The organism is Chitinophaga sp. Ak27 (assembly GCF_012726295.1).
Classification (GTDB): domain Bacteria; phylum Bacteroidota; class Bacteroidia; order Chitinophagales; family Chitinophagaceae; genus Chitinophaga.
In genome coordinates this window covers 62,417-88,346 of sequence record NZ_JABAOB010000010.1, presented here as the reverse complement: position 1 = coordinate 88,346, position 25,930 = coordinate 62,417, and the positions used below count along the sequence as shown (strand labels likewise).

Here is a 25,930-nt window from a genome sequence, read left to right as displayed (position 1 = left end):
GTCTTTGCCGGATAATTTACAGGGCTATTGATTCTTTGACACGCGGTTTTTCGGATCTTTCCCGGTGAAATTGTTTAAATAATTTTAACTGTCTTATTGACAATTAAAATTAAAGATTCAGCATAATTATTTTCTCTCTGATCTTAACTTGTTATTGACGGATTTTATCCTGCGGCGATAAGGTTGCTCATGGCTGTTACAGGAGGCGGGACGACACAAATAAGGCTACTACGGCTCATTGCCGGAGACGGAGGATGCCAGAGATGTTTGTTAGGGTTGCTTTACAAACTGCCTGGAGAAAATCCGTTTGTTGTCAAGGTAGATACTGCAGTTATAAACACCATTAGCCAGTTGCTGTAAAGGCACTATCTCCTGGGTGTCTTCCAGGTTACGCTGCAGTACAATACGCCCGCTCATATCTGTGATAACCATTTTTCGGCTACGGGTTTCTTTATCGAGGATGTATAGCTGAGCGGCAGCGGGATTGGGAAACAGCAGTATATTATTGTTGATCAGCATTTCCACGGCAACAGGATCTGAGTAAATAAATTGGCCGCCAGTGGTTTCCAGTTTTACGCGGTAGCGCTGTAATCCTTCTGTGACGCTGTTGTCGAGATAATTGAAATTGAGTGCGCCCCCCATGGATTGCTCTCCCAGCGGAAGCCAGCCCCTGGCCGATAGCCGTTCCCAGTAAATTTTTTTGAGATGATAATCACTACCCAGTGTGAGCGACAACAACACTTTGTTATCGGTAGTTTTATCTGCCAGCAGGGTTTCTATATAGCAGCCTACACCTTGCTGACTGTAATTAAGGGCATAGCTGCGCATGCCCGTCCACCCGGCCGCAGCAACGGGACTTACAGCAAAGTATAAGGACTTCACCGCCGATTTGGTGATGAACGCAAAGGTATCACGTGTTTGGCTATACGGGATTAATTGTTCATTGCCCAATGTGTATAACTGGTAGCCCACTGCATTCGGTTGTGCATTCCAGTACAGCAGTACACTGTCGTTGCAGTTGAAACCAGTATGTATAGTGAGAGTGGGTGATATATAACAAGGCGCACTGACAAACGATGTATCCGTTAACGTTAATTTCAGCCATACCTTGCTGAATAGTTCCGGTACGGGCCAGTTGTATAGTCCTTGTTGTACCGGTACCTGTTGAGCAATAGGAAGCCAGCTGCGGCCGCTGTCGGTACTAAAGGCAATATCACTGTTACCACTATACGTAGTTTGCCATTGCAGCGGCAACGTTTGCCCGGCGCCTAATATAGTTCCGGGAGCTGGGTTTTGCCACTGGAAAGTTTTTACAGGCGTAAATTCATACGCCAGGTAAAAAGGTTGTGTACCGGTAGGTATCCGCATGCCTTTTACAGTGAGCTGCATGACGCCGCTGGCTGGTTGCAGGATGCTGATTTGTTCTGTGTTATTGATACTGTCGCGGCCCCGTTTTGCCGGCAATGCGAGGGAGTCGGCCAGGGGATAACTATTGAGCACCCATGGTTGCCAGGTTCGCCGGTCGGCGGTTACCGCTGTCAGATCCAGGTCGTTTATAAGCGCTTGCGGCGCATTTACGGCGGCGGGTGGATCATTCCAGCAAAGGGTTACTTTTAGCTCCTGTATGCCCTCCGGAACGGTGATCTGGAAGGTGCTTTCCTGTTGGTTGCCTGCTTTCCCCTGGAGTACCCGGTGATCGCGGATTGTTTGTAAGGCGGCCAGCGCATGCAGGTTGCCATAACCGCGATCATAGGCTGGGAGCAGCCCGGCAGCCCGTTGGGCACTATTAATGATCACGGCTTTCACGAGGGCGGATGACAGGGGAGTATTGTATTGTTGACGCCAGGCATCCTGTAACAATGCCACAACACCCGAGGTAAGGGCTGCAGCGCCGGAGGTCCCATCCTGGCCATAAGCAGTAATGTCGGGTTTGATACGTCCGTCGTAGGCCGGGCCCCGGGAGCTGAGCGACATCATATTTAATGCATCGTCTGTACCGCCTGCTACAATTACATTTTTGGCCTGCTTGAAATTGCCGGACAGGTTAGCATAATTCGCCAACCCCTGGTACCGGCCGGAAGTAGCGGCCTGGGTGCCTATATTACCGGAAGAGTACACATGTACAATCGTATCCGCTTCGTGGATCTGTTGATCATATGCTACGGCTTCTGTCCCATAATAGTTTTCGATGGCAGTACCATAAGAGTGATTTTGTACGGTGATATTTCCTTGTGTATAATAGTTGTTGTCATCCGGGAGCAGGCTGCTGTTAAAATCTGCGCTGCTAAGTTTTACTTCCGGCGCTACGCCCAGACCTTTATCGCCGCTATTGCCGGCGCCGCCGATCAGCGTAGCCATAATCAAAGCATGAGAGCTGTTTTGTGACGATGCATAAGAAGAGGAAAGATACCTGCCGAGTAAATCAATATCTGTTGTGTCGAAACGGTCTTCTTTAACGGAAACGGCTACACGCTGTCCGCGTATTAGGGGAAATTGTTGCTGCGCGATGTTAATGCGGTTAGCGGTAAGATTACCGGTGTTAATGATAATTTCTGTGGCAGGACGCCTGATGATATCGGCAAAGGATATAGCAGGTTGACTGATAAATACGGGCCAGTCTTGCTTCTTTACTTTCACTACGGCGGTGCTGTATTGTGCAGCATAATGTTGTATGCTGGCATAAGGCAAATGACTGTCCGAAATAATACAGCGTACCTGCATCATAACGCTGTCCTGTGGCCTGGCCTTTTCTACTTGCACCAGTAATGCAGCGCTGGCCTTATAGGCATGGCTGGCCCGGTAACAATACACTACCATGCTGTCGGCCGGCAGTTGTTGTAAAATGTAATGTACACGCGTAATCGATTGCAGGACCCCCAATTGCTGCAGCGTAGAGACTTTGGGCGTTATTTTGAATTTTACGAGAAAGGGTCCGTTTAGGTGTGATACGGTAACAGTATCGCCGGCATATCTTGCAGGTATTGTATCTGCCATCATTTGTTGCTGTGCAGCAACGGGGTAACAGGCGTACAGCAGCAAAGCCAGTAAGGGCCATATTTTCACGGTTATTAACTTCATGCGGGGGAGGGCAACAGGTACTTGATTTTGGTTTATTGTTGCCGCTTAAAGCTAGTGCATTTTACTTGTGCAACACAATTTTTTAGACGGTTCCCTGCAAAATATTTTTTTTAAATTGAACGAAAGTTGTAATATTGAAAGAGGAAATCCTAAGTAATAAATTCAACAAAATCTGAGCAACGATTGGTAAAAACCATTTCACATTTTAATCAATCTGTAGAGCAAATTTGAGCAAGTCTGGATGGCCGGAAACACCCGGTGACAATGAATCATAACCCAATCATTAAAATCTAAGGTAATGCCCTTAAAGGCATGTAGCTATTGTATGCATCCAAAAAGAGAGCACAGTCTTACTGAAGTTTTTTTGGAGAAATAAATATAGCTGAAGCAATTGCATTTGCGGCAAGGGGAACGCTATTTTTAATAGTTAGCACCCCTGATGTTAACTCGCTGTAGATCATTGCTGATATTTAGTTCGGTAGTAATTGCCCGTTTGCAGAAACAGGCAAAACGGATATTTTTTTCTTAACCAAAAATCCAAAAATCTGAATTTATGAGAAAACAATCAATTCCTGCTCTCTGCTGCATGGCAGCAGCATTTGTATTTGCGTCCTGCCAGAAGAATGGCGCAAAGCAGGAGGTGCAGCCAAACCCCGTGTCTGCAGAAGTGTTGGCCCAAATTAAAGCAAATGGCTTCAGCACTGATAACGTGCAGAAAACAGAAGATGGTTACCTCGTGGAAGGCGACATCCTGCTCACTGCCGATCAGCTGAAGGAAAAAGTTATTAGTCCTGTTCTCAGGGTAGCTAATACGGAACAGTATCGTACAAATTACCTGGTAACCGCGCTGCCCCGCGTGATTACAGTAAAAGTTGTCAACCTGGGAACAGCCTTTGTTGCCGGAACAGATACCGCTATTGCCCGCTACAACAGGTTAAATCTGCGCGTTAAGTTCCAACGTATTACCAGCGGTACACCAACTATCACCATTAAAGGATTTAACCAGGGCCCCAGTGGTGGCTATATCACCCTCGGATCTTCCGGCTTCCCTACCAGCAGTGGGAATCCTTATGGTACTATCAAGATGAACACTAACCAGTATGCTTATGGATCCAATCCTAATGTACTGTATGTGGGTTCTGTCATCCAGCACGAAATAGGCCACTGTATCGGTATGCGTCATACCGACTATATGGACCGCTCTTACAGCTGTGGTGGCAGCGCAGTAAATGAAGGAGATGGTGGCGTAGGTGCTATCAATATTCCTGGCACACCTACCGGACCAGATGCTAACTCCTGGATGCTCGCCTGCTCCAATGGTGGCAATCGTACCTTCAACGCCAATGATGTTATTGCCCTAAATTATCTGTATCACTAAGCACCGCATTGATCCGTGAGCTAACCTGTCAACAGGTATGCCGGTTCTTCGGATGGCGTGTAAAGAAAGTCTAATAAGGGGAAGCATTTCCCAAATTACTTTCTATATGCGCTTACTGGAACCGGCATATCTATATTCCGATACATTCTGCCGGTTTAACGGCGTGCAATTCAAATCCATCGACAGCTGTTGTTTATAGACGGTTGCAAAAACAATCAGGGGATTGAAGGTTAACCCTCTGGCCAGTTCCAGCCCGTTGATATCTGGCATGTAAATGTTTTGTTATACCTGTAACTGTAAAGAAATGGCGTAGGCGCCGTTGTCTTCCCGGATGTCCAATTCATACCTGTCGGGATACAGGTGGTCGAGGCGCTGCCGGGTATTGGCAATACCGATACCGGTGCGTTGCATATCATCGGTTATCCTGAACAATTTATTACTGCAGAAGAAATGAATATGTTTTTCCGAAGTATTCAACAGGATATTGATTTCTGAAGCTTCGTGGTTGCTTACGCCGTATCTGAAAGCGTTTTCCAGGAAAGGAAGCAATACCAGCGGTGCAATACACTTAATGCCCGGGGAGCCGGTAACGGCAAAGTTGACTTTTGTTTTACTGGTAAGGCGAAGCTTTTGTAAATCGATATAGTCCCGCAAACAATCAATCTCATTTTCCAGCAATACATACTCGTGCCGGGTATCTTCTGTTACATACCGCAGCATGTTGGATAACTTCATGATACTTGTGGCGGTATGATCGCTGCGTGTTATGGCCAACGAATAAATATTGTTGAGGGTATTAAACAGAAAATGAGGATTGATCTGGGCTTTAAGAAAAGATAGTTCTGCCTGCGTTTTACGGGTTTCCGCGTACAGCGCACGTTGTTCGGTTTGCCGCCATCGCTGCGTAGTTTCTATGGCAATGCTCAGGGCAATGGTGAGCAGGAACAGGAAGTCGCTGACAATATCTATCCGCACCGGCGGATGCCCTTCCTGTTCCATGGGAGCCGGTGGATGCCAACCGGCTTCCATGGAAAGATGATGTGGAAACCGGCTGAACAAATGATCGAAAGGCTGCATGTAATTGACCATGATCAGCATCAATCCCACCGCGAGGAAATATAGTACATATAACTTCCTGAAATACAAGCGCGGAAACAGGAAAGTAGTATGGAAATAAAACAACGCTACGTAGGTTACCAGGAATACCAGGTAATCAGCTGAAAATAAGATAGAAAGTGCCTTACGGTCGCCCGTTTGCCCACTGATAAACAGCAGGGGTAAACTCAGACATATAAGCCACCCTGTAATGTGAGCTATTACTACCGAGAATTTTAACCGGAACATTTACGACAGATAGATATCTGATGAAATTGGGGCAATCCGCTGAGATAAGAAACCGTATCTCTGTCAACAGCAGGTTTATATCGATGAATACGGGAAACATCGGGTTATCTTTTCCTGCCTCCCCGAATTATAGTAAATTGCCTCTTTTATAAAAAGAATATCAGATATGTTGCAACGAATCGTGAAACCGGTGCTGTTGTTAGTACTCCTTGTACTCACAAAATGCACCTATGCTACAGAAGGGATGTGGCTGCCGCAGCTGCTCTCCGGCCTTAATGAAAAGGAGATGAAAGGAATGGGAATGAAAATTACGGCCGCAGATATTTATAATATCAACAAAGGCAGCCTGAAAGATGCCATTGTAAGCTTTGGCGGATTTTGTACAGCAGAAGTGATTTCAGAACAGGGATTGCTGCTCACCAATCACCACTGCGGTTATGATGCTATTCAAAAGCACTCTTCCCTCCAGAATAATTTCCTGGAAAATGGTTTCTGGGCTAAGTCGGCGGTAGAGGAATTGCCTAACCCCGGTTTGTTTGCCACCTTCATTGTACGTATCGACGACGTTACCAAAGCTGCCCTCCAGGATGTAAAGCCCGGAATGAGCGAAAGAGAGCGCCAGTCAGCGATAGATAAACGTTTAAACGAAATTAAACAAGCTGCCCGCCGAGAGAGTTGGCAGGAAGTGATGGTAAAGCCTTTTTACGAAGGCAACCAGTATTTCCTGTTTGTAACCGAAACCTACCGTGATGTAAGGTTGGTAGGAGCTCCTCCGTCTGCGATCGGGAAGTTCGGTTCCGATACCGACAACTGGGTATGGCCGCGTCATACAGGCGATTTTTCGATGTTTCGCATTTATGCCGGGAAGGATGGTCGCCCAGCTCCTTATTCAAAGGATAATGTGCCTTTAAAGCCGAAATACGCCCTCACCATTTCCCTGAAAGGTTTAAAACAAAATGATTTTACCATGGTGCTGGGTTTCCCCGGCCGTACCACGGAATATCTCCCTTCGGAAGGGGTTAAACAAACCGTGGAAGTGCTGGATGCCGCCAAAGTGCAGATGCGTGATGCCGCCCTCAAAATAATGGATGGATATATGCGCAAAGACGAACAGATCAAAATTCAGTATGCTGCCAAATACGCCGGTACTGCTAACTACTGGAAAAAATGGATGGGAGAGATGCAGGGCGTAAAACAAACCAGGGGGATTGCTAAGAAACTGCAATATGAAGACACCTACCGCCGGATGATGGAAGCGAATCCAAAATGGAAACAATCCTACAGCGGCATACTCGACTCACTGAACGAATACTATCGCCAGATTCAGCCTTATGCACAAACGCGCGACTACTACAGCGAGCTGGTAAAAAACGTGGAAATATTTACGGTAGGAGACCGCCTGATCAATTTCCTGAATGATGTACACGAAAGGGGAGAAGGACAGTATGAAAGCATGCGCCAGCAATTCCTGGAATCGATGCAGTCTTTTTATCAGAACTATAATGCCAGTGTGGACCATGATATTTGCGCCAGCCTGATCGACCTGTATGCGAAAGGTGTACCGGCTCCATACGCCGGCAATGATTTTGCCCGTATCTGGCAGGAAAATAATAAAGACGGCCGCGCACTGGCGGATAAGCTGTATGCGGCTACCAGCCTCACTTCTCCCGAAAAATTAAAAGCCTTTATACAGCAGCCCTATAACACCGTGATCGCTCAAATGTGGTCCGACCCGGCTACTCGCCTGGTAATGGCTACCCGTAAAGGTTTTGTGGATAATGTGAGCAAACCGCTGGCCGATATCCAGGCCTACATCAATAACCTCCAGCGTACTTATATGCAGGCGCAAATGGACGTGATGGGCAGCAAGAAGAATTTTTACCCCGATGCCAACAGTACCCTGCGTGTTACCTATGGTAAGGTAGATGGCTATAACCCCCGCGATGCCGTACACTATGATTTTTATACCTATCTCGATGGAGTAATGGAAAAGTACATTCCCGGTGACTACGAATTTGATGTGCCGGCACGCCTCATTGAATTGTATAAGAAAAAAGATTACGGGCGCTATGGTGTAAACGGCCGCATGCCGGTGTGTTTTATAGCGTCTAATCATACTACCGGCGGTAACTCCGGCAGCCCCGCGCTGGACGCGCATGGGCGCCTGGTAGGCCTTAATTTCGACCGTACCTGGGAAGGCACCATGAGCGATATTAACTTTGATCCTTCTATCTGTCGCAATATCATGGTGGATATCCGCTATGTATTATTTGTGATTGATAAATATGCAGGATGTAACCGGTTAATACAGGAAATGAAAATTATTTAGAAAAGCATGAAGCATAAAGCTATTAAGGCGAATGAACCTGGCGAACATCTAAAAATCGCATTGGTCATTCGCCTTAATAGCTTTATGCTTTTAGCATTTACACTCGTATACAATAGAGCTGCAGCGATCTACTGTTTTCAATCCTTTTCGGTAGGAGCGGAAGCCGTGGAAGAAACCCTGGAACAGGCGGCTTTTACCGGTTTTATATTTTTCACTCAGCAGGCTTACATAAAAACCATCAAATACCATGGGATGTTTCTTTACCAGCCTGATCTGGTGTTGTGCCAGTAAACTTTCCATCGAAGCAGGAGAGAAATGATACAGGTGACGGGGTACATCATAGGCCGCCCAGTATGCTTTGTAATAATCTGCGTCAACGGAAGTATAGTTGGGAACGGCTATCAGTAAAGATCCGCCGGGTTTCAGCAGGGTACGGATATGGTCGAGGTAACGATGCAGTTCGTGTACATGTTCCAGTACATGCCACATCGTAATGGCATCGTATTGCCCCGCCGGCAAGGTGTATAGTGATTCGATGGGTAGTGCGGTGATATTATAGATATCTTTGGCATTACGGCGGGCATTTTCGTCGGGCTCCAGGCCGGTGACGGTCCAGCCGCCCTGTTGCATATAATGCAGGAACGCGCCGGTACCACTGCCTATATCCAGCAGGGAGCCGGTTTTAATGCCGGCGGCACTGCGCACCCAATTTTGTTTGGAGCGCAGGGTAATTTTCCTGACGCTGTGATACAGCCGGTTAATCAATCCCGTTTTGGTTTCGGAATGGGAAATATATTCCTGCGATTGGTAATAGCGGCCAATGTGGGCGCTGTCGGGCACATTTTGCGTAAAACGGCCGCCACAGCCTCCGCAATGGAAGATGTTAAAGGATTCGTTGGATACAGTGTAGTCTTTGGCAGTAAGCGCTTCGTGTATCTGTGAAGAGCCACAAAGCGGACAGTTGTTGTGATAGATTAAACTCATTTGAATGTTGAATACGCTGATATAATTATTTATACTCTCCCCATACTTCTCTCAGTACATCTGATATTTCACCCAGTGTACACAGGTGTTCTACGGCTTCGACTACCAGCGGCATCAGGTTTTCGCTGGTGCCGGCAGCCTGGCGTATGCGTTGCAGGACATTTTGCACCGCTGTGTTATCCCTCCGTTCGCGCAGTGATTGCAGGCGTGCTGACTGTATCACGCGGATACTATCGTCGATACGGAATACTTCCGGAGTCACATGATCAGCCGCTGTAAATTTATTAACCCCGATGATTATTTTCTCATTATTTTCAATTTCCTGTTGATATTTATAGGCGCTGCGGGCTATTTCATCCTGGATAAAACCTTGTTCTATAGCGCTGACAGCGCCTCCCATAGCGTCAATTTTCTGAATCAGCTCCCAGGCTTTGCCTTCCACTTCGTTGGTAAGCGCTTCTACGTAATAGGAGCCGGCCAGCGGATCAACTGTATCGGCCACGCCGCTTTCATAGCCAATGATTTGTTGGGTACGGAGCGCGATACGGGCGGCTTCTTCCGTGGGTAACGATAACGCCTCATCGTAGCCGTTGGTATGCAGCGATTGGGTGCCTCCCAGCGTAGCTGCCAGGGTTTGCACTGCCACTCTTACAATATTATTCTGTGGTTGCTGAGCGGTGAGCGTACTGCCCCCGGTTTGCGTATGAAAGCGCAGCATTTGTGCCTTGGGATCGGTAGCGCCCAGTTCCCGGGTGATATGTGCCCACATGCGGCGGGCTGCCCTAAATTTGGCTATCTCTTCAAACAGGTGGTTGTGCGCGTTAAAGAAAAAGGAGAGCCGTTTAGCAAAAACGTTAATGTCCAGTCCCTTTTCCTGCGCAGCTTTTAGATAGGCTTTCCCGTTAGCCAGTGTAAAGGCAAGCTCCTGTACCGCATTAGCACCTGCTTCGCGGATATGATAGCCGGAAATGGAGATCGTATTCCATTTAGGCACTTCCTTGCTGCACCAGGCAAAGATATCCGTAATCAGCCGCATAGAAGGCTGGGGTGGATAAATGAAGGTGCCTCTTGCAGCATATTCTTTCAGGATATCATTTTGTATGGTGCCGGAAATTTTCTTCAGATCGGCGCCCTGCTTTTTGGCAAGGGCAATATAAAGCGCCAGCAGTATAAACCCTGTGGCATTGATAGTCATCGAGGTGGAAATCTGTTCCAGGGAAATACCTTTAAACAATATCTCCATATCCTCCAGCGAATCTATGGCTACACCTACCTTGCCTACTTCTCCCTCTGCCATTGGATGATCCGAATCGTATCCTATCTGGGTAGGCAGGTCGAAGGCGACACTCAATCCCATTACGCCCTGGCTCAGCAGGTAGTGATAACGTTTATTGGATTCTTCCGCCGTGCTGAAACCTGCGTACTGCCGCATAGTCCATAACTTATCACGGTACATACTGGCATGTATACCCCGGGTAAAAGGAAAGCTGCCGGGTCGTTCTTCCATGGCTACCGGCTGTGTATACAGCGGCGCAATTACAATCCCCGAATCGGTTTGAATGGTCTTTTCCATAGTGTCTATAACTAGCGTTGCAATGTTACATAATTATTATGGTACTTCGCCGCTGAGAAAAATATTGATAATTTGTGTCAAAGTTTGGCTGGCCATTATGATCATTTATTGTTTATTAGGTATTACCCTTGCCCTGGCTTTATTTAGTTTATTCCTCGTTTGGAAAGCCGGCAACCGCCCGCTGCGTGGTACTTACAGCTACCTGCTGCTCGGCCTTTCCATGGGCTTATTTCTCTATTTATTTGGTACCTGGATATATTTTTCCATTTATACCAAATATGTCTTTGGCATCCTCTTATTATTATGTATAGCCGCCTATACACTTCGGAAACATGATCATTCGGCCCGGCCGCTGCCCCGGTGGAAACATTATAGCAACCTGTTGTTTACAGGGCTGTTTGTTTTACTCGATATCGGTTACTTTACCGGTACTACGGGGCGCCCTCACACGGTAGAGCTGTCGTTTCCTTTCAAACCAGGTAATTACTTTGTACTGCAGGGTGGCAAAGGTCTGCCTACTAATGTGTTTCACTTTAGTCTCCGTGGCGCTATCTATGCCATGGATATCGTAAAATTGAATCCACAGGGAGGACGCGCCACGAAGATCTTTTCCCGCCAGCTCGACGACTACGGTATTTTTGGGGATACAGTATATGCACCCTGTGATGGACTGGTGCTGCGGGCGGAGAGCAATAACCCCGATAATATTCCACCTAATATGAGCAGGGGACCCAAAAATACCAACCAGGTATTACTGGAAACCCCGGGTTATTATGTTTTCATGGGCCACCTTAAGATGGGAAGTGTATGTGTAACCGAAGGACAGTATGTGAGACAGGGAACCGCATTGGGTTGTGTGGGCAATTCGGGCTTCAGCACAGAGCCCCATCTGCATATACAGGTGCATGCAAAACAGGCCGGCATCCCCTGGTACCGGGGAAAGCCGCTGTATATCTTATTTAATGGGAAAGGCTATCTGCTGAATGAAGTAATTAACGCGAAATGACCGTTATCTCATTACTTTCTTAGCTTCTGCATTGATAATCTGCGACGTGAGTTCGGCAGGAGATTCGCCCGCCTGCATAAACACCTCCAATATCTGTTTGTTTAACTCTATGGCCGGCGCATCCTGTGGCAATTGCACCGCTACCTGGTTAATAACGGAGATCGTTTGTTCTTTCAATGTTTTTACCGCTTCCCAGGTCATCGCCGATACGTAAATCTGTTGGGTGATGTTATGCTCGTACTCAGCTTTGATATTCTGCACCATCGCTATCTGCATGTCTACAGCGCTGAGCCCCGGCTGATAAATACGTCCGATCAGGCTCTGCGGCGTAATCCGGTCTACATACAGTGCCATCCGTTCGTAGGCTTGCAGTTGTAATGGTAGCACCGCGGCATTTACCGGGGGCTGCTTTTCATCTGCGGCCGCACCGGCAGGCTTATTCTTTTTGAAAAGGTCTTTTATGGTCGGATATACAATGGCTATTGCTCCAGCGGCAATGGCTATGTATAGTAAATTATTCAACTCCATCGTTACACGTTATAAGAACAAATATATATAATATATTTATATATTGGAACCCCAACTCATTAATTTACAAAAGATAATCCTGATGTATATTCCTCTCAGTCAGAAAGGAAGCACATCAGGATTATCATAAAATAGTAGTTATTTTTTTTACGCCAGTTTGGCCAGCCAGGTTTTCATTCTTTCCACCCCCTTTTCCAGCTTATCCATGCTGGTAGCATAAGACAGGCGGATACAGTTAGGTTGCTGGAAAGCTACGCCGGTAACGGCAGATACATTGGCTTTATGCAGCAGGTACATACAAAGGTCATCAGCGCCTTTGATATGTGAATCTTCAAACGATTTATTAAAATACGCACTCACATCGGGAAACATATAAAAAGCGCCCTCGGGATCATTTACTTTTAATCCCGGAATGCTTTTCAGCGCCTCATGCATGAAGGCGCGGCGTTTTTTAAATTCCGCCACCATTGCTTCAGCGGTGCTGAGATCTCCCGTGAGGGCAGTTACAGCTGCCCGTTGGGTAATAGAGCAGGTAGCAGAGGTAAATTGACTCTGAATTTTATCGCATGCTTTGGCAATATCCAACGGTGCGGCCATAAAGCCCAAACGCCAGCCTGTCATGGCAAATCCTTTACTCAACCCATTGATGATTATGGTCCGGTTAATCAGATCGCCAAACTGGGCAATGCTTTCATGTTTGCCTACATAATTGATGTATTCATATATTTCGTCGGAAATGATAAATATCTGTGGGTGTTTGGCGAATACGGCTGCCAGTCCTTCCAGCTCCGCTTTGGAATATACGGACCCGGTGGGATTGCAGGGGGAGGAGAACATAAACAGCCTGGTTTTAGGCGTAATGGCTGCCTCGAGCTGCGCAGGCGTAATTTTATAATTGTTTTCAATGCTGCAAGGCACAAACACTACCTCTCCCTGGCAGAGGCTCACCTGCTCAGAATAGGTAACCCAGTATGGAGTAGGAATAATTACCTCATCGCCCGGGTTTACAATACTCAGCACCGCATTTGCCAGGCATTGCTTGGCGCCGGTGGATACTACAATCTGTTCTGGCGTATAGTCAAGACCGTTATCTCTCTTAAATTTATGAACAACTGCCTGCTTTAATTCCGCAATGCCTGCCACCGGGGTATAGTGAGTAAATCCTTCATCAATCGCCTTCTTGGCGGCTTCCCGGATATGCGCCGGCGTATCAAAGTCGGGTTCTCCGATGCTGAGGTCCACGATGTCTATACCCTGGGCTTTTAACTCACGGCTGAGTTTAGCCATTTTAATTGTCTGAGGCTCGGAAATCCGTGACAGCCTGTCTGCTAATTGATTCATATCTTAACATTGTACCGCGACAAACCTACTGAAAAAAAGTAGATAATACATGGAAAGATCGTGCGGGGCTGCCATACAAACGCAGAACGGGCCGTAATCACGGCCCGTTCTGCGTTTGTTGAAACTTAAAATATTTATATATGAATATCACGGAAAGGCTGCTCCGGCTTTTTTTCTCGTGGTACCCCTGCCGGCAGCTATTTCAGAAAACATCTAGAAATTGATGTCGAAAGTTTCTCCTTCTACATTTGCGGTAACTATGGTGAGCTGATTGGGGTTAGTAAATGGCCCATTCCCTGCAGTTACATGATTCCAGTGATAACCAGGACTTGATTGTAGATTACTGCCGTTATATTCATTGATATCGTTAAAGAAATAACTCGGTGCTGCCGGGTGTTTCCGCATGTCCACATAATAGGGGAGCTGAGGGGGGATGCCTGGAGGCCCAAGAATACTATAAGGGTCTGGATGGTTAACAAGCTTTTCAGAGATAGCCAAAATCTCGTGCCCTTCTATATCATCGTTGTAATAGGTTTCATACCATCTATCTGCCACGCCATAGTTAGTGTAGCGACATGTGAAGGTTGGGCTGAAACCATCCGAGCCTAACTTTATTACTATGGAACCATTAATAACGACGTCTGTTACTTTTGCCCGTTGCCAAAAAAGAAACTGTTTCCTCATACCACTATAGTGGAGCTCTGTAAATGCGTAAAGAACACCTCCTTTCCTTATATTTACCAGCCACACTGAATAAGTGAAGCGTCGGCCGCTTGATTGTAACTGATACTGATCTGTAATTCCATTGGTGACTGCGCCTTCCTGGGGATTAAAACCATTCAAAGAAAGCCATTTATACCCTGGCGTAGATTCTGTTGACGCTTTACTTTTGGGGTAGTAGTCTACTACATATTCAGGAGTAGAAGTCGTAGCTCTTATGCTCAGTGCATTTCTAAATGATTGAAGGTCAGTGTGTTTTAAGGTGATTTTTCTGTCCCGGTCAAACTTGATAATTTCTTCTCCAATTTTCACCAAGCCATTTTGATTAATAATTTTAGATGTTTCCCAGTCAGGGCTATTGACATAATACTCGTCGACAGCCTTCCAGTAGAGGGATTTTCCATATTTTTCTTTGACAAGATGGAAGCCGGTAGTATCTTTCATTGATTCAAACCGGGAAATTTCCTTGTCAAATTTTCGAAAGCTGGATGCCATCGAAATAAATGAATGATTAGCATCAAATTGCTGTTGATCTCCTTCGGTCAATGTACGGGAATTGGCGATAGCGTTTTTGAAGGAAGCTTCATCCGGAAATGTTAGATAATTTCCATACACTAATTTTATCTGATTTTCAGCTTCAGGACTTTGCGGTGATAATCTTTGTTCTGATTTCTTGCTACAACTGGTTAATAAAAAAAATGGAACCAATAAAATCGGGAACAAGGATCGATGCTTATGCCAAGCAGTGCTTGTGATTGTGGGTTTCATGTGGGTTACTTATTTAGTCAGAAAATGTGGGGTACTCCTTAAAGGTAGTTTTAATAATCGATGATTAGGATGACTATCTATTGCTTGATAAGGATTTAGGTGCCTAAGGATAATCAATATTAAGAAAAGCAATGTCCAAATGGAAAAACGGAAATAGTCAATATAAGTTGTTAGCTGGGAAAAGAAAAAGCCTTCCAATAGCATGACTGCTATTGGAAGGCCCCTTCTATATAGAAAATTTATTGATAAAGACTAAAGATAGCGTCTACCACAGGTTTATCAACACCCGTACTGCCGGAATTGCCTGCATAATAAATAGTGTACACTTGGCCAGCATTAAAAGAGCCCACTTTTAGTTGACTAGAGTTGGCAGTGGCCAGCGTTACATCTGTTCCTGCCTTCTTAATAGTAACCACATTATTGACACTGAAGTTGCTGAACTGTACGAATTTGGTGGCAGCGTAAAGGTCACTGATTCCCATTGGATTTCTATTACTGTCAATTTTCTCACCGCCAATATAAAAATCGATTTTATCAGTGCCATTTGATAGGTTCAGACAGCGGATGTTAATTTTACTGCCGTCTGCTGAGCTAAAATCTGAAAGTATGTTAACAGATTTTACAGGATTGTCAAAGGCAATATAGGTGTAATAGCTAGTAGAATCAAAGTTGGCTGATAGGCTGGTGATAATGCTATCGCCTTTTTTATTTTTTAATTCGAGTTTATGAACACCACCATAAACACCGTAACGATAGTTGGTATTGAAGCTAATGTTAGTATTGTCGTTGCTTACTCTTTGATCATTATCGTAAAATGAAGCAAAAACAGGGCTGTTGGAAACATTCAATATGTTAATCTGCGCCTGTGGCCTAGGAGGTGTAACATTATTATTACTTTTCAGACAGGACGAAAATCCGGCTATTCCGGTCAACAGGGCAACGGCGGCCCATACGCGATTTTTCTTGGTTAGCATTTTGCGCTCAGTTTTTAAAGTTGTGTGTTATTAGTCAGATATTTTTTCATCGTTTATAAACCGGAAGCGGGAAAGATCGGGCAATACAGCTTTTGGCCGCGCTTTTTCCGCTTCGTAAATAACTTCTCCCAGCGTACGGAGAAAGGGTTTACCCGTTTTTTCAAAAGCCTGTTGGTCATCTCCCAGGATACCCGTCGTATTAACAAAAATGCTGGCGGACAACAGAAACTCTGTGCCATTGGCAAAATCCACAATATAGGCAGTATCAGTTAAAAATCCGCACGCCCAACCAGGTTTGTTAAAGATCCGAATGTCAGTTGGTATCCTGGAGTGCCGGCTTCCTCCAAAAAGCAAAAACCGGGTATATGCCTGGTGGTATTGCTTTGGGTTGTAGCGTGGATCCGTTGATTCCTCCGGGTATTGCGACATACACCGATATAAAAAACTATAATCTTTGCTAGTTAAACGGAAACGTTGCCGTTTTGTTACAGCCTCCGGAAAAATTATGCTGCATAGTATATGATGCAGGTCGGCGAGGGGAAGTTTATTACGGTGAGAGAAGTTCATGGGATAGGGCTCCAGCTGGTCCAGGTGGTTGTAATGACTGTTGCCGGCAAAATCCGTTCTCGCGGAAAATGCCAGGGAGCTATGTTGGGCCGCCTGCCGGTAAAATACTTGTTCTCCTACCCGGAACAAGACGGCATTGGTATGCCTGTTGGCTTCTTCATAGAGGGGAAGGCCTACCCGGTGCCGGATCTGTACCCGGTCGTACCCCATTTCCCACAGGCGCCGGTTAAAGACTTCCTGCCCGATCAGTTCATATAGCCGGTTGAAGGCATCGTTGTCGCTGGTAAGGAAGATTTTTTTAATATAATGTCCCACGGAAGGCAGGCCTGTAGCCGCGGAAAGGTCGCTATCCACCCCCGTATTGATGTCCGGCAGCGGTTCGGTAAACATGGGCGTGGTCCTGTCAAGGCCGGGGACATGCAGATCACGGAGCTTTTCCAGGGCCAGGGCGGCAGCGGGTAACTTAACTGTGGAAGCAGGGTAGAAGTAGGTATCCGGGGAAACCCCATACCGGTACTCGGTAAAATGTGGTACCTGGGCTACATCCCTGTCTATCCGGGTAAAAATTACCTGTAAACGGTACTGCTCAGGATCGCTAAAAACCTCGCCCAGCCGCATTTTTTGACTTTTCAGCAAAGCTTCCAGAAAATTATCTGTTGTCGGATAATGTGGCGTTTGCATATATTTGTCGTTGTTATTGATTGTAAAGCAAAGGAATAATATTAAAAAGACCACAAACCAGGATCTGCAGATTTACAAAAAAGTATGCCAACCAGCCAGCAAACGCAGGCGCATACTGATTTTGCGCGTCTTTTAACAAGGGCTTTAATATATCGATTTAAATTCTATCTTTGCAACTCTTAAAATTTTTTTTTATAAACCCGAAACAAACAGTATGCAACTTAAAGGACTGGTAAGATTTTTTGCCATCGCACTGATCCTTATCTCTTTGTACCAATTGTCCTTCACGTTTTTAGTGCGGAACTATGAGAAGAAGATAGAGCAGCAGGCCGAAAACGATGTGGCCAAGCAATACCCTACACCTGAAAAGAAATATCCAGGCAGTCAGGAACTGCAGAGTTTCTACTCAGATACACTGAAAGGGTTTATTAAACAAAGGAGACAAGAGATTTTGGACAGTACCAGCAGCACGAAGATTGCAGGCTTCCCATGGAATGTCAACTACACCAAGGCTAAAGAAAAAGAACTGAATCTGGGGCTGGATCTCGTGGGTGGTATGAACGTGGTACTGGAAGTAAACGTGGAAGACGTGATCCGCGCTTTATCCGGTCAATCCAAGGATGCTGCATTTAACAAAGCGCTGGAAAGAGCCAATGAGCTGAAAAAATCTAACCAGGCCGATTTTGTTACGTTGTTCGGACAAGCATACGCCGAAGTAGCGCCTCAGGGTAAACTGGCTACCATCTTTGCCAATGCCTACCAGAAGGATATCAACTTCAACTCCTCCAATCAACAGGTGCTGGACATGATCCGCAAGGAATCACGGGTCGCTATCAAAAATACCTATATCGTACTGCAAAAACGTATTGATAAATTCGGGGTAGCACAACCAAACATCAGCCTGGACGAGAATAAAGGGCTGATCTCCGTGGAACTGGCTGGTGTTGATAATGCCGCCCGTGTTCACAAATACCTGCAGGCTACTGCTAACCTCGAGTTCAGGGAAGTGTATAAAAACAATCCGGAGTTTATCCAGAATGTACTCACCCCTATGAACGAGGCGATTAAAAATACCCTCAACACGCATGCTCCTGCAGCCACTGCCAGCACAGATACTACTGCAAAAACACCCGCTGCTACCGCTGCCAACGAAAAGGCCGATACCAGCGGAAGCCTGAATTCTTACCTGTCAAAAACCGACACCAGTAAGAATGCCAGCAAAGAACTGCAAATCAAAGAACAGCAGAAGCAAAATCCGCTGTTCATGGTACTGTTCCCGAACGTAGATATGCAAACCGGTTCCGTTTATCCGGGTCCATCTATCGGAAGAATCTTACCTAAAGACACTGCAACCTTTAACCGTTACCTGCAAATGCCTGCTGTAAAAGCAGTATTGCCTAAAGATGCGGTATTTGCATACGGTCCTGAAAATAAAGAAGATAAGCACGGCCCGATCGCGGTTTACGTACTGAAAGTAAACCCCGCTAATCCTGCTCCCCGTGTAGGTGGCGAAAGAATCGTGGATGCCCGCCAGGATATGGACCAGAACAACCAACCGGAAATCAGCATGACCATGGACAACGTAGGTGCCCATGAATGGAAAAAGCTGACCGGCGAACTGGCCCCTACCAATCCTAAAGATCCAACCACCCTCAACTATGTAGCCGTAGTATTGGATAATATCGTTTATTCCGCTCCGTCTATCCAGGGTGAAATCGCAGGTGGCCGCTCTTCTATCAGCGGTAGCTTTACCATTGAAGAAGCAAATGACCTGGCCAACATCCTGAAATCCGGTAAAATGCCGGCTCCTGCACAAATCGTACAGGAACAGGTGGTAGGACCTACCCTCGGCGCTGAATCTATCGCTGCCGGTGCTAAGTCTTTCATGATCTCCTTCGGAATCATTTTCGTACTCATGCTGGTGTATTACAACTCCGCCGGCTGGGTAGCTAATATCGCGCTGGTGCTCAACCTGCTGTTTACCTTCGGTATCCTGGCTTCTATGGGCGCTACGTTAACAATGGCCGGTATTGCCGGTATGGTACTCACCATCGGTATGGCCGTGGATACCAACGTAATCATCTTCGAAAGAATCAAGGATGAACTTACCCATGGTAAGTCCTACCATGATGCCGTGGCAGATGGTTACAAGCGTTCTTATGCGCCCGTACTGGATGGGCACGTTACGTCCCTGCTTACCGCCTTCATCCTGTTCTACTTCGGTTTAGGCCCGGTACTGGGCTTCGCCACTACCCAGATCATCGGTCTGTTCCTGTCCCTGTTCTGCGGTATCCTGGTATCCCGTATGGTAACCGACTTCTGGATGAAGAAGAAAAGACACTTCGAATACTTTACCCCTATTTCCCGTAAAGTATTTAAACACGCTGCTTTCGATTTCGTAGGCAAACGTAAATATGCTTATATCATCTCTGCTATTGTAATGGTAGCTGGTATTTCTTCCTTCTTCCATGGCTTCGACCACGGTATCGATTTCTCCGGTGGCCGTAGCTACACCGTTCGTTTCGAACACCCAATGAACAGACAGGAAGTGGCAGACGTACTGAAAAAGGAATTCGAATCTGAAGTATTCGTTAAAACCATCGGAAGTACTAACCAGTTAAGCATCACTACTTCTTATAAGATCGAACAGCAAAACCTTGCTGTAGATAAGGAAGTAGCAGATAAATTATACAATGGCCTGAAGAAATTCTACGATAACGGCGTTACACAGGATGTGTTCAACAATCGTTATGTAGTAGGATCTCAAACGGTATCGCCTACCATTTCGGACGACTTACGCGCTGGTGCTGTAAAAGCAACAATACTGTCTCTCGTGGTTATCTTCCTGTATATCCTGTTACGTTTCAGCAAATGGCAGTACTCTATCGGTACTATCTTCTCCCTGCTGCACGACGTACTGGTTACACTGGCAGTGTTCTCCTGGTGCCGTTCTTTTGTACCATTTACCCTGGAAATCGACCAGCACTTCATTGCGGCGATCCTGACAGTAATTGGTTTCTCCATGAACGATACCGTGATTGTGTTTGACCGTATCCGCGAGTACTTCAGAACCGGAAACCATGGACGTAACAGGGATGTAGTGATCAACAAAGCGATCAATGATACCCTGAGCCGTACCATTATGACTTCGCTGACAGTGTTCCTGACCATCCTGATATTGTTTATCTTCGGTGGTGAAGTAACCCGTGGTTTCGCCTTCGCTATGTTGATTGGTGTGATCACCGGTACTTACTCTTCTATCTTCGTAGCTGCTCCCGTACTGGTTGACTTCGACAAGAAGAACCAACTGGCTAACGAATCAGACGCTGTAGAAGTGACTGCTCAGAAAGCATCTCCTGCTACTAAATAAGTGAGATAACTGAAACAATGTTTGATAAATAAAAACCTCCTGGTCATCCAGGAGGTTTTTTTTATGTGTGTCAGGAAAATAAAAGATAGGATCAGCTGCCAGGTTGCCTGAATACGAAGCCTGTAGCCTCTTCGCCTTGCTGATAGTCTATTTCCATACCCATCAGGTACATGCCATGTGCTTTCTTCATAATAACCGGGATACCATCTACTTCGAAGAGGTCATCGTCTTCCATCCGGGCGTCAAATCCCAGCATATAAGCCATACCGGAACATCCGCCTCCCTTTACGCCCACACGTAGGAAAGGGGCTTCGGTAGCGCCCTTCAACAGGTCTTTTATGATGGCTGCAGCCTGTGCAGTTAGTTGTATGGGAGATATATTCGCCTTACTCATCTTTTCATCCATATTTTTATCAAAGTTAGGGAAACGGCCTGCGCGGGGTAGCACCCGGTATACCCAAGGTAACCGCTAATGGTTGGCAGCCAGTGCCAACAGCTGTTCATGCAGGGCCAGTACCTGGGGAATGACCATTCGTTGTTCATCGTTATAAATCACGTAGTCGCTCAGGCGCATTTTGATGGTTTCATCAATTTGCTTGTTGATACGCGCCAGTACTTCATCGCGGGTAACGTTATCACGCTTCATCACACGATGTATCCGCAGCGGCTGGGGAGCAAAAACGCCGATGATCTTATCAAGGTGATGGAAGGATTCTGTTTCAAATAACAGGGCCGCTTCCTTTAGTACATAAGGGGCATGTTGCTGCTGCGCCCATTGGTCGGAGTCGCGTATGGTGGCAGGGTGAACCAGCGAGTTGAGTAATGCCAGCTGCCGCTTATCGTTAAATACGATATTGCCCAGGTATTTCCGGTTTAATACGCCATTTTCATCGTATACTTCTGCCCCAAAATGGGCTTTCACGGCTGCTATCAGCTCGGAATCCCTGGTCAGGATATCTTTTGCCCTTTCATCGGCATAATAAACAGGAATGCCTAATAGTTCAAATATTCTACTAACGGTACTTTTCCCGGAGCCGATGCCGCCGGTGATGCCTATCTTTAACATGCCTCAATTTAAATAAAAATAGGAATTACCCCATATGAATTACGGAGTTGCGGGTAGATATTACTATCTACTGCAACTCCGTAATAATATGGATAAATCCGTAATGTCTTACTTGGTATCAGCCGCTTTTTGCTGAGCTGAAGTATATTCCATGCTGATGGCAGAACGTTCGATAACGAAATTGGTTCCTGGACTAACTTCCATTAATATGGTGTTGTTATCGTTAATTTTCTTCACTTTTCCGTGTATACCGGCAATAGTAACGATTTTATCTCCTTCCTTCAGATTATCAATAAATTGTTTCTGCAGTTTGGCTTTCTTAGTCTGTGGGCGAATCATGAAGAGCCACATAACGAGAATCATACCACCAAAAAACAGGAACGAAATCATGGAGCTACCTCCACCTTGGGCTCCTGCCTGAGGTGCCATTAAAGAAATGTTCAGGATGTTCATCTATAATTGATTTAATAGTTTAATCTGGGCTACTTGGTAATAATATTACACTGAATTTTAGGACCTAGTACATAGCCATCATTATTATTGATTTTAACAGAGATTTCTTTCTCCGTATAACCAGATTTACCGTGACTGTCGAAAATGACTTTCATATAGCCCGATTGGCCTGGTTTGATCGGTTCTTTGGGCCATTCCGGTACGGTGCATCCGCAGCTGGAAATAGCATCTTCAATGAGCAATGGGCTGGTGCCTGTATTCGTGAATTTAAAGGAATACTCTACTTTTTCACCTTGCACAATCTCTCCAAAGTTGTGTACCTTTTCTTCAAAAGATAGGGCAGCGGATTGACCAGCTTCATTTTTTTGCGCACTACCAGCGGTTCCGGTCGCGCTGGCATTGTTTTTTGCGCTGTTGTTGCAAGCCGCTATCAGCAGGCTTCCACAGGCGAGTAAACAGAACAGTCTTTTCATGGTGTTGCTATTTTTAGGTAAAAATAACTTTTCCCACTTACTTTTTGGGACGGTCCTGTTTCTGCACTAACTGCTCTTTTTCCAGGTCTTTCAGGATATTATCAAGAATACCGTTGATAAACTGGCCACTTTGCGGAGTGCTGTATGCTTTTGCCAGGTCAATGTATTCGTTGATAGTAACCTTGGTAGGAATAGTCGGGAAATAGAGAAATTCACATACACCCATTTCCATCAGCAACATATCTACCGCGGCAATACGCTCAGAATCCCAGTTTTGCAGTTTAGGCTTGATCAGCTCCAGGCAGTACTCTTTTTTGTCGATTACTGTCAGTAGCAATTCCCGGCCATAATCCAGTTTCTCTTTACTGATCAGTTGGAGGAAATTGAAAAGATGAGGCTTGTTGAAATAGTTATTTATCAGAATCCCCATCATTTCCTCGTCATCACCCCAGTGGAGGAAGGTATCTTCCATGTGCTGGGCAAATAATTCACTTTTTGCCAGTATTTCTTTATAAATGAACTCCAGTATTTCCTTTTCTCCGGCTTTAGTGCGACTGTTATCCGCGATATAAGCCTTGTAGGTATCGGTAGCCACTAACTGGTTGTATAGTTTTCTGAGCAGATCGTCATCCGTATGCAGCTTCATTTTCCACTGCTCCAGGTTGACCTGGAAACCCTTATCATTGACTATCTGGAAAATAAACTCATTTCCTGCTATTTTGGTATTTACCTGCAGGTCCTCGGCAGAGGGTAAGTGTTTGGAGGCACGGGCAGCCGCATCAATTTCTGCATATTGCGCTACCTGTACTACTGAATTAAGTATGTAGGTAAAGATCTGGCAGGTTTGATCCAGCTTCTCATTCAAAAGTCTGGTAGCCGTACCTGGCTTAATGCTGCTTTGCTCCATCGTTTCCAGGGCATAAAGTGTTTGCATCACCTTTACCCGGATGTTTCTTCTACTGATCATCGTATAAAAAAGAACTGGTATAAGGGCGCAAAATTAGAGAAAAAAATTCATATTTGACATCCGGAGGAATTTTGCCCGCAAAGGCGTTAAGCAGGTAAGCAACAACGGAGTTTGCCTGGTTTTTCTCACAGGAGATGACGCTGGCGATGTGCCTTATATGCTTCGTTTCTTTGCCACTTGGCGGCTTTGTAAGAGTAATACTGTCATTTTTTCGGGTAACCTGTCATGATTTGTCAGTATCCGCGCCAGTCCCGGTGCTACTAACCTGTAAATTTGACCCGAAATCCGCCTTGGCACAATTCTCGTGGACGGGAAGAGCATAAAAAATTAAACATCTTTTTTAAATAAAAACTACTATGGCTAAACAATTAAGTATTAAACCTTTAGCTGACAGGGTAATTGTGAAACCTGCAGCGGCAGAAGAGAAAACAGCTGGTGGTATCATTATCCCCGATACTGCAAAAGAAAAACCCGTAAGAGGCACTGTAGTGGCTGCCGGTCCTGGTAAAAAAGATGAGCCGATCACTGTGAAAGTTGGCGATACTGTTCTGTACGGTAAATACTCTGGTCAGGAGCTTCCTATCGAAGGCGAGGATTACTTAATCATGCGTGAATCCGATATCTTGGCTATCGTTTAAGATAAAGCCGGATAATGCATTAATTCCTAAAAGAAAAATCTACAAAAAAGTATTATGGCAAAACAAATTTTCTTCAATATAGACGCCCGCAACAAAATGAAGAAGGGCGTGGACGTACTGGCTGATGCCGTTAAAGTAACCCTGGGACCTAAAGGTCGTAACGTAGTTATCGAAAAGAAATTCGGTGCTCCCGGCGTAACTAAAGATGGTGTTACTGTTGCGAAAGAAATTGAACTGGAAGACGCTATCGAAAATATGGGTGCGCAAATGGTAAAAGAAGTAGCCTCCAAAACTGCTGATCTGGCAGGTGATGGTACTACCACTGCTACCGTATTGGCACAGGCTATCATCGGCGAAGGTTTGAAAAACGTAGCTGCCGGTGCTAACCCAATGGACCTGAAACGTGGTATCGACAAAGCTGTAAAAGCAATCGTGGATAACCTGAAAAAACAATCTGAAAGTGTTGGTAACGACACCCAGAAAATTGAACAGGTGGCTTCTATTTCCGCTAACAATGATAGCGAAATCGGTAAACTGATTGCCCAGGCAATGCAGAAAGTAACCAAAGATGGCGTAATCACCGTAGAAGAAGCAAAAGGTACCGACACTACTGTAGAAGTAGTAGAAGGTATGCAATTCGATCGCGGTTATCTGTCTCCTTACTTCATTACCAACAGCGAAAAAATGCAGGCTGAACTGGCTAACCCTTACATCCTGATCTACGACAAGAAGATCAGTACCATGAAGGATATCCTGCACATCCTGGAAAAAGTAGCTCAGCAAGGCGCTCCATTGGTAATCATCTCTGAAGACCTGGAAGGTGAAGCACTGGCTACCCTGGTGGTAAATAAACTGCGTGGTACCCTGAAAGTTGCTGCTGTTAAAGCTCCTGGCTTTGGCGACAGAAGAAAAGATATGCTGCAGGACATTGCTACCCTCACCGGTGGTATCGTTATCAGCGAAGAACAAGGTTACAAACTGGAAAATGCTGACCTGACTTATCTCGGTAAAGCAGAATCTATCACTATCGATAAAGATAACACTACTATCGTAGGCGGTAGAGGCGAAAAAGACGCTATCCAGGGCCGTATCGGACAAATTAAAGCACAGATCGAAGTAACTACTTCTGACTACGATCGCGAAAAATTACAGGAACGTCTCGCTAAATTAAGCGGTGGTGTGGCTGTACTGTACGTAGGTGCCGCTACTGAAGTAGAAATGAAAGAAAAGAAAGACCGCGTTGATGACGCATTACACGCTACCCGCGCTGCTGTTGAAGAAGGTATCGTACCTGGTGGTGGTGTTGCTTACATCCGCTCTATCGAAGCCCTGGAAAATCTGAAAGGCGACAACGAAGACGAGCAAACCGGTATCTCTATCGTTAAACGCGCTATCGAAGAACCATTACGTCAGATCACCGCTAACGCCGGTATCGAAGGTTCTATCGTAGTACAGAAAGTGAAAGAAGGTAAAGGGGACTACGGTTTCAACGCCCGTTCCGAGAAATACGAAAACTTACTGGCTGCAGGTGTAATCGATCCTACTAAAGTAAGCCGTATCGCACTGGAAAACGCTGCTTCTATCGCTGCTATGCTGCTGACTACCGAATGCGTAATCGCAGACAAACCAGAACCTAAAGCTGCTGCTCCTGCAATGGGTGGTGGTGGCCACGGTATGGGTATGGATTATTAA

Annotated in this window: 21 protein-coding genes; 6 read left to right on the top strand and 15 right to left on the bottom strand. The window is 45.7% G+C overall.

Features of this window, described 5'->3' with window-relative positions; translation table 11 throughout:
- Nucleotides 1-270 precede the first annotated feature (270 nt).
- Nucleotides 271-3,078, bottom strand: a complete 2,808-nt coding sequence (locus tag HGH90_RS27165) for a S8 family serine peptidase (RefSeq protein ID WP_169192330.1) — start codon at nt 3,076-3,078, stop codon at nt 271-273.
- A gap of 553 nt (nt 3,079-3,631) precedes the next feature.
- Here HGH90_RS27165 and HGH90_RS27160 point away from each other — a divergent pair.
- Nucleotides 3,632-4,456 (top strand): M57 family metalloprotease, encoded by an 825-nt coding sequence (locus HGH90_RS27160; protein ID WP_145672769.1) that lies wholly within the window; start codon nt 3,632-3,634, stop codon nt 4,454-4,456.
- Between the two features lie 102 nt (nt 4,457-4,558).
- Here HGH90_RS27160 and HGH90_RS27155 read toward each other — a convergent pair whose 3' ends face one another.
- Both HGH90_RS27155 and HGH90_RS27150 read right to left on the bottom strand, forming a co-directional pair.
- Nucleotides 4,559-4,726 (bottom strand): hypothetical protein, encoded by a 168-nt coding sequence (locus tag HGH90_RS27155; protein ID WP_168767190.1) that lies wholly within the window; start codon nt 4,724-4,726, stop codon nt 4,559-4,561.
- A gap of 12 nt (nt 4,727-4,738) precedes the next feature.
- A complete protein-coding gene (locus HGH90_RS27150; RefSeq protein ID WP_169192329.1) occupies nt 4,739-5,800 on the bottom strand; it encodes a sensor histidine kinase in 1,062 nt (353 codons plus the stop codon).
- A gap of 166 nt (nt 5,801-5,966) precedes the next feature.
- Here HGH90_RS27150 and HGH90_RS27145 point away from each other — a divergent pair, with 166 nt between their 5' ends.
- A complete protein-coding gene (locus tag HGH90_RS27145; protein ID WP_211172692.1) occupies nt 5,967-8,129 on the top strand; it encodes a S46 family peptidase in 2,163 nt (720 codons plus the stop codon).
- 90 nt (nt 8,130-8,219) lie between these two features.
- On the opposite strand, the gene HGH90_RS27140 is transcribed toward HGH90_RS27145, so the two are convergent.
- On the bottom strand, nt 8,220-9,113 hold the full coding sequence (locus tag HGH90_RS27140) for a class I SAM-dependent methyltransferase (RefSeq protein ID WP_169192328.1): 894 nt from the start codon (nt 9,111-9,113) through the stop codon (nt 8,220-8,222).
- Between the two features lie 25 nt (nt 9,114-9,138).
- Nucleotides 9,139-10,686: a methylmalonyl-CoA mutase gene (locus tag HGH90_RS27135; protein ID WP_169192327.1), complete on the bottom strand. Its 1,548-nt coding sequence runs from the start codon at nt 10,684-10,686 to the stop codon at nt 9,139-9,141.
- Nucleotides 10,687-10,708: 22 nt separating this feature from the next.
- Here HGH90_RS27135 and HGH90_RS27130 point away from each other — a divergent pair, with 22 nt between their 5' ends.
- Nucleotides 10,709-11,692, top strand: a complete 984-nt coding sequence (locus tag HGH90_RS27130) for a M23 family metallopeptidase (protein WP_168767186.1) — start codon at nt 10,709-10,711, stop codon at nt 11,690-11,692.
- A 3-nt stretch (nt 11,693-11,695) separates the two neighbouring features.
- Here HGH90_RS27130 and HGH90_RS27125 read toward each other — a convergent pair whose 3' ends face one another.
- The 5 genes from HGH90_RS27125 to HGH90_RS27105 all read right to left on the bottom strand — a co-directional run bounded on the left by HGH90_RS27125 (nt 11,696) and on the right by HGH90_RS27105 (nt 17,271).
- The gene (locus HGH90_RS27125) at nt 11,696-12,220 is read right to left on the bottom strand and encodes a hypothetical protein (RefSeq protein ID WP_168767185.1); all 525 of its coding nucleotides are present in this window, start codon (nt 12,218-12,220) and stop codon (nt 11,696-11,698) included.
- Between the two features lie 147 nt (nt 12,221-12,367).
- Nucleotides 12,368-13,561, bottom strand: coding sequence for a pyridoxal phosphate-dependent aminotransferase (locus HGH90_RS27120; RefSeq protein ID WP_169192326.1), 1,194 nt, complete (start codon nt 13,559-13,561; stop codon nt 12,368-12,370).
- A 213-nt stretch (nt 13,562-13,774) separates the two neighbouring features.
- Nucleotides 13,775-15,049, bottom strand: a complete 1,275-nt coding sequence (locus tag HGH90_RS27115; protein WP_168767183.1) for a hypothetical protein — start codon at nt 15,047-15,049, stop codon at nt 13,775-13,777.
- A 239-nt stretch (nt 15,050-15,288) separates the two neighbouring features.
- A complete protein-coding gene (locus HGH90_RS27110) occupies nt 15,289-16,023 on the bottom strand; it encodes a hypothetical protein (RefSeq protein WP_168767182.1) in 735 nt (244 codons plus the stop codon).
- A 30-nt stretch (nt 16,024-16,053) separates the two neighbouring features.
- On the bottom strand, nt 16,054-17,271 hold the full coding sequence (locus HGH90_RS27105) for a serine hydrolase (protein WP_169192325.1): 1,218 nt from the start codon (nt 17,269-17,271) through the stop codon (nt 16,054-16,056).
- A 214-nt stretch (nt 17,272-17,485) separates the two neighbouring features.
- Here HGH90_RS27105 and secDF point away from each other — a divergent pair, with 214 nt between their 5' ends.
- Nucleotides 17,486-20,641 carry a protein translocase subunit SecDF gene (gene secDF / locus HGH90_RS27100; RefSeq protein ID WP_168767180.1) on the top strand — a complete coding sequence of 1,052 codons (3,156 nt, stop codon included), beginning with the start codon at nt 17,486-17,488 and terminating at the stop codon, nt 20,639-20,641.
- Nucleotides 20,642-20,732: 91 nt separating this feature from the next.
- Here the strand turns inward: secDF and HGH90_RS27095 are convergent, their stop codons facing one another.
- The 5 genes from HGH90_RS27095 to nusB form a co-directional block, all read right to left on the bottom strand.
- Nucleotides 20,733-21,035: a HesB/IscA family protein gene (locus HGH90_RS27095; protein ID WP_168767179.1), complete on the bottom strand. Its 303-nt coding sequence runs from the start codon at nt 21,033-21,035 to the stop codon at nt 20,733-20,735.
- Between the two features lie 75 nt (nt 21,036-21,110).
- On the bottom strand, nt 21,111-21,707 hold the full coding sequence (gene coaE, locus HGH90_RS27090; RefSeq protein ID WP_168767178.1) for a dephospho-CoA kinase: 597 nt from the start codon (nt 21,705-21,707) through the stop codon (nt 21,111-21,113).
- 108 nt (nt 21,708-21,815) lie between these two features.
- Nucleotides 21,816-22,160 (bottom strand): preprotein translocase subunit YajC, encoded by a 345-nt coding sequence (gene yajC / locus HGH90_RS27085; protein ID WP_247680038.1) that lies wholly within the window; start codon nt 22,158-22,160, stop codon nt 21,816-21,818.
- Nucleotides 22,161-22,189: 29 nt separating this feature from the next.
- Entirely contained in the window at nt 22,190-22,633 is a 444-nt protein-coding gene (locus tag HGH90_RS27080; protein WP_145674869.1) for a DUF1573 domain-containing protein, read from the bottom strand.
- Between the two features lie 37 nt (nt 22,634-22,670).
- Nucleotides 22,671-23,600, bottom strand: a complete 930-nt coding sequence (nusB, locus tag HGH90_RS27075; RefSeq protein WP_168767177.1) for a transcription antitermination factor NusB — start codon at nt 23,598-23,600, stop codon at nt 22,671-22,673.
- Between the two features lie 356 nt (nt 23,601-23,956).
- Here nusB and groES point away from each other — a divergent pair, with 356 nt between their 5' ends.
- Together groES and groL are read left to right on the top strand one after the other, a co-directional pair.
- Nucleotides 23,957-24,238, top strand: a complete 282-nt coding sequence (gene groES, locus HGH90_RS27070) for a co-chaperone GroES (RefSeq protein ID WP_079473337.1) — start codon at nt 23,957-23,959, stop codon at nt 24,236-24,238.
- 54 nt (nt 24,239-24,292) lie between these two features.
- A complete protein-coding gene (gene groL / locus HGH90_RS27065) occupies nt 24,293-25,930 on the top strand; it encodes a chaperonin GroEL (RefSeq protein ID WP_168767176.1) in 1,638 nt (545 codons plus the stop codon).

Excerpts from the sequence above, each read along its gene's own strand:
- HGH90_RS27145 (WP_211172692.1), top strand. The coding sequence starts at position 5,967 with ATGTTGCAACGAATCGTGAAACCGGTGCTGTTGTTAGTACTCCTTGTA.
- groL (WP_168767176.1), top strand. The coding sequence starts at position 24,293 with ATGGCAAAACAAATTTTCTTCAATATAGACGCCCGCAACAAAATGAAG.
- HGH90_RS27140 (WP_169192328.1), bottom strand. The coding sequence starts at position 9,113 with ATGAGTTTAATCTATCACAACAACTGTCCGCTTTGTGGCTCTTCACAG.
- yajC (WP_247680038.1), bottom strand. The coding sequence starts at position 22,160 with ATGAACATCCTGAACATTTCTTTAATGGCACCTCAGGCAGGAGCCCAA.
- HGH90_RS27095 (WP_168767179.1), bottom strand. The coding sequence starts at position 21,035 with ATGAGTAAGGCGAATATATCTCCCATACAACTAACTGCACAGGCTGCA.
- nusB (WP_168767177.1), bottom strand. The coding sequence starts at position 23,600 with ATGATCAGTAGAAGAAACATCCGGGTAAAGGTGATGCAAACACTTTAT.
- HGH90_RS27125 (WP_168767185.1), bottom strand. The coding sequence starts at position 12,220 with ATGGAGTTGAATAATTTACTATACATAGCCATTGCCGCTGGAGCAATA.
- HGH90_RS27155 (WP_168767190.1), bottom strand. The coding sequence starts at position 4,726 with ATGCCAGATATCAACGGGCTGGAACTGGCCAGAGGGTTAACCTTCAAT.
- secDF (WP_168767180.1), top strand. The coding sequence starts at position 17,486 with ATGCAACTTAAAGGACTGGTAAGATTTTTTGCCATCGCACTGATCCTT.
- HGH90_RS27115 (WP_168767183.1), bottom strand. The coding sequence starts at position 15,049 with ATGAAACCCACAATCACAAGCACTGCTTGGCATAAGCATCGATCCTTG.
- HGH90_RS27135 (WP_169192327.1), bottom strand. The coding sequence starts at position 10,686 with ATGGAAAAGACCATTCAAACCGATTCGGGGATTGTAATTGCGCCGCTG.
- HGH90_RS27080 (WP_145674869.1), bottom strand. The coding sequence starts at position 22,633 with ATGAAAAGACTGTTCTGTTTACTCGCCTGTGGAAGCCTGCTGATAGCG.
- coaE (WP_168767178.1), bottom strand. The coding sequence starts at position 21,707 with ATGTTAAAGATAGGCATCACCGGCGGCATCGGCTCCGGGAAAAGTACC.
- HGH90_RS27165 (WP_169192330.1), bottom strand. The coding sequence starts at position 3,078 with ATGAAGTTAATAACCGTGAAAATATGGCCCTTACTGGCTTTGCTGCTG.
- HGH90_RS27150 (WP_169192329.1), bottom strand. The coding sequence starts at position 5,800 with ATGTTCCGGTTAAAATTCTCGGTAGTAATAGCTCACATTACAGGGTGG.
- HGH90_RS27160 (WP_145672769.1), top strand. The coding sequence starts at position 3,632 with ATGAGAAAACAATCAATTCCTGCTCTCTGCTGCATGGCAGCAGCATTT.
- HGH90_RS27130 (WP_168767186.1), top strand. The coding sequence starts at position 10,709 with ATGTTACATAATTATTATGGTACTTCGCCGCTGAGAAAAATATTGATA.
- HGH90_RS27110 (WP_168767182.1), bottom strand. The coding sequence starts at position 16,023 with ATGCTAACCAAGAAAAATCGCGTATGGGCCGCCGTTGCCCTGTTGACC.
- groES (WP_079473337.1), top strand. The coding sequence starts at position 23,957 with ATGGCTAAACAATTAAGTATTAAACCTTTAGCTGACAGGGTAATTGTG.
- HGH90_RS27120 (WP_169192326.1), bottom strand. The coding sequence starts at position 13,561 with ATGAATCAATTAGCAGACAGGCTGTCACGGATTTCCGAGCCTCAGACA.
- HGH90_RS27105 (WP_169192325.1), bottom strand. The coding sequence starts at position 17,271 with ATGCAAACGCCACATTATCCGACAACAGATAATTTTCTGGAAGCTTTG.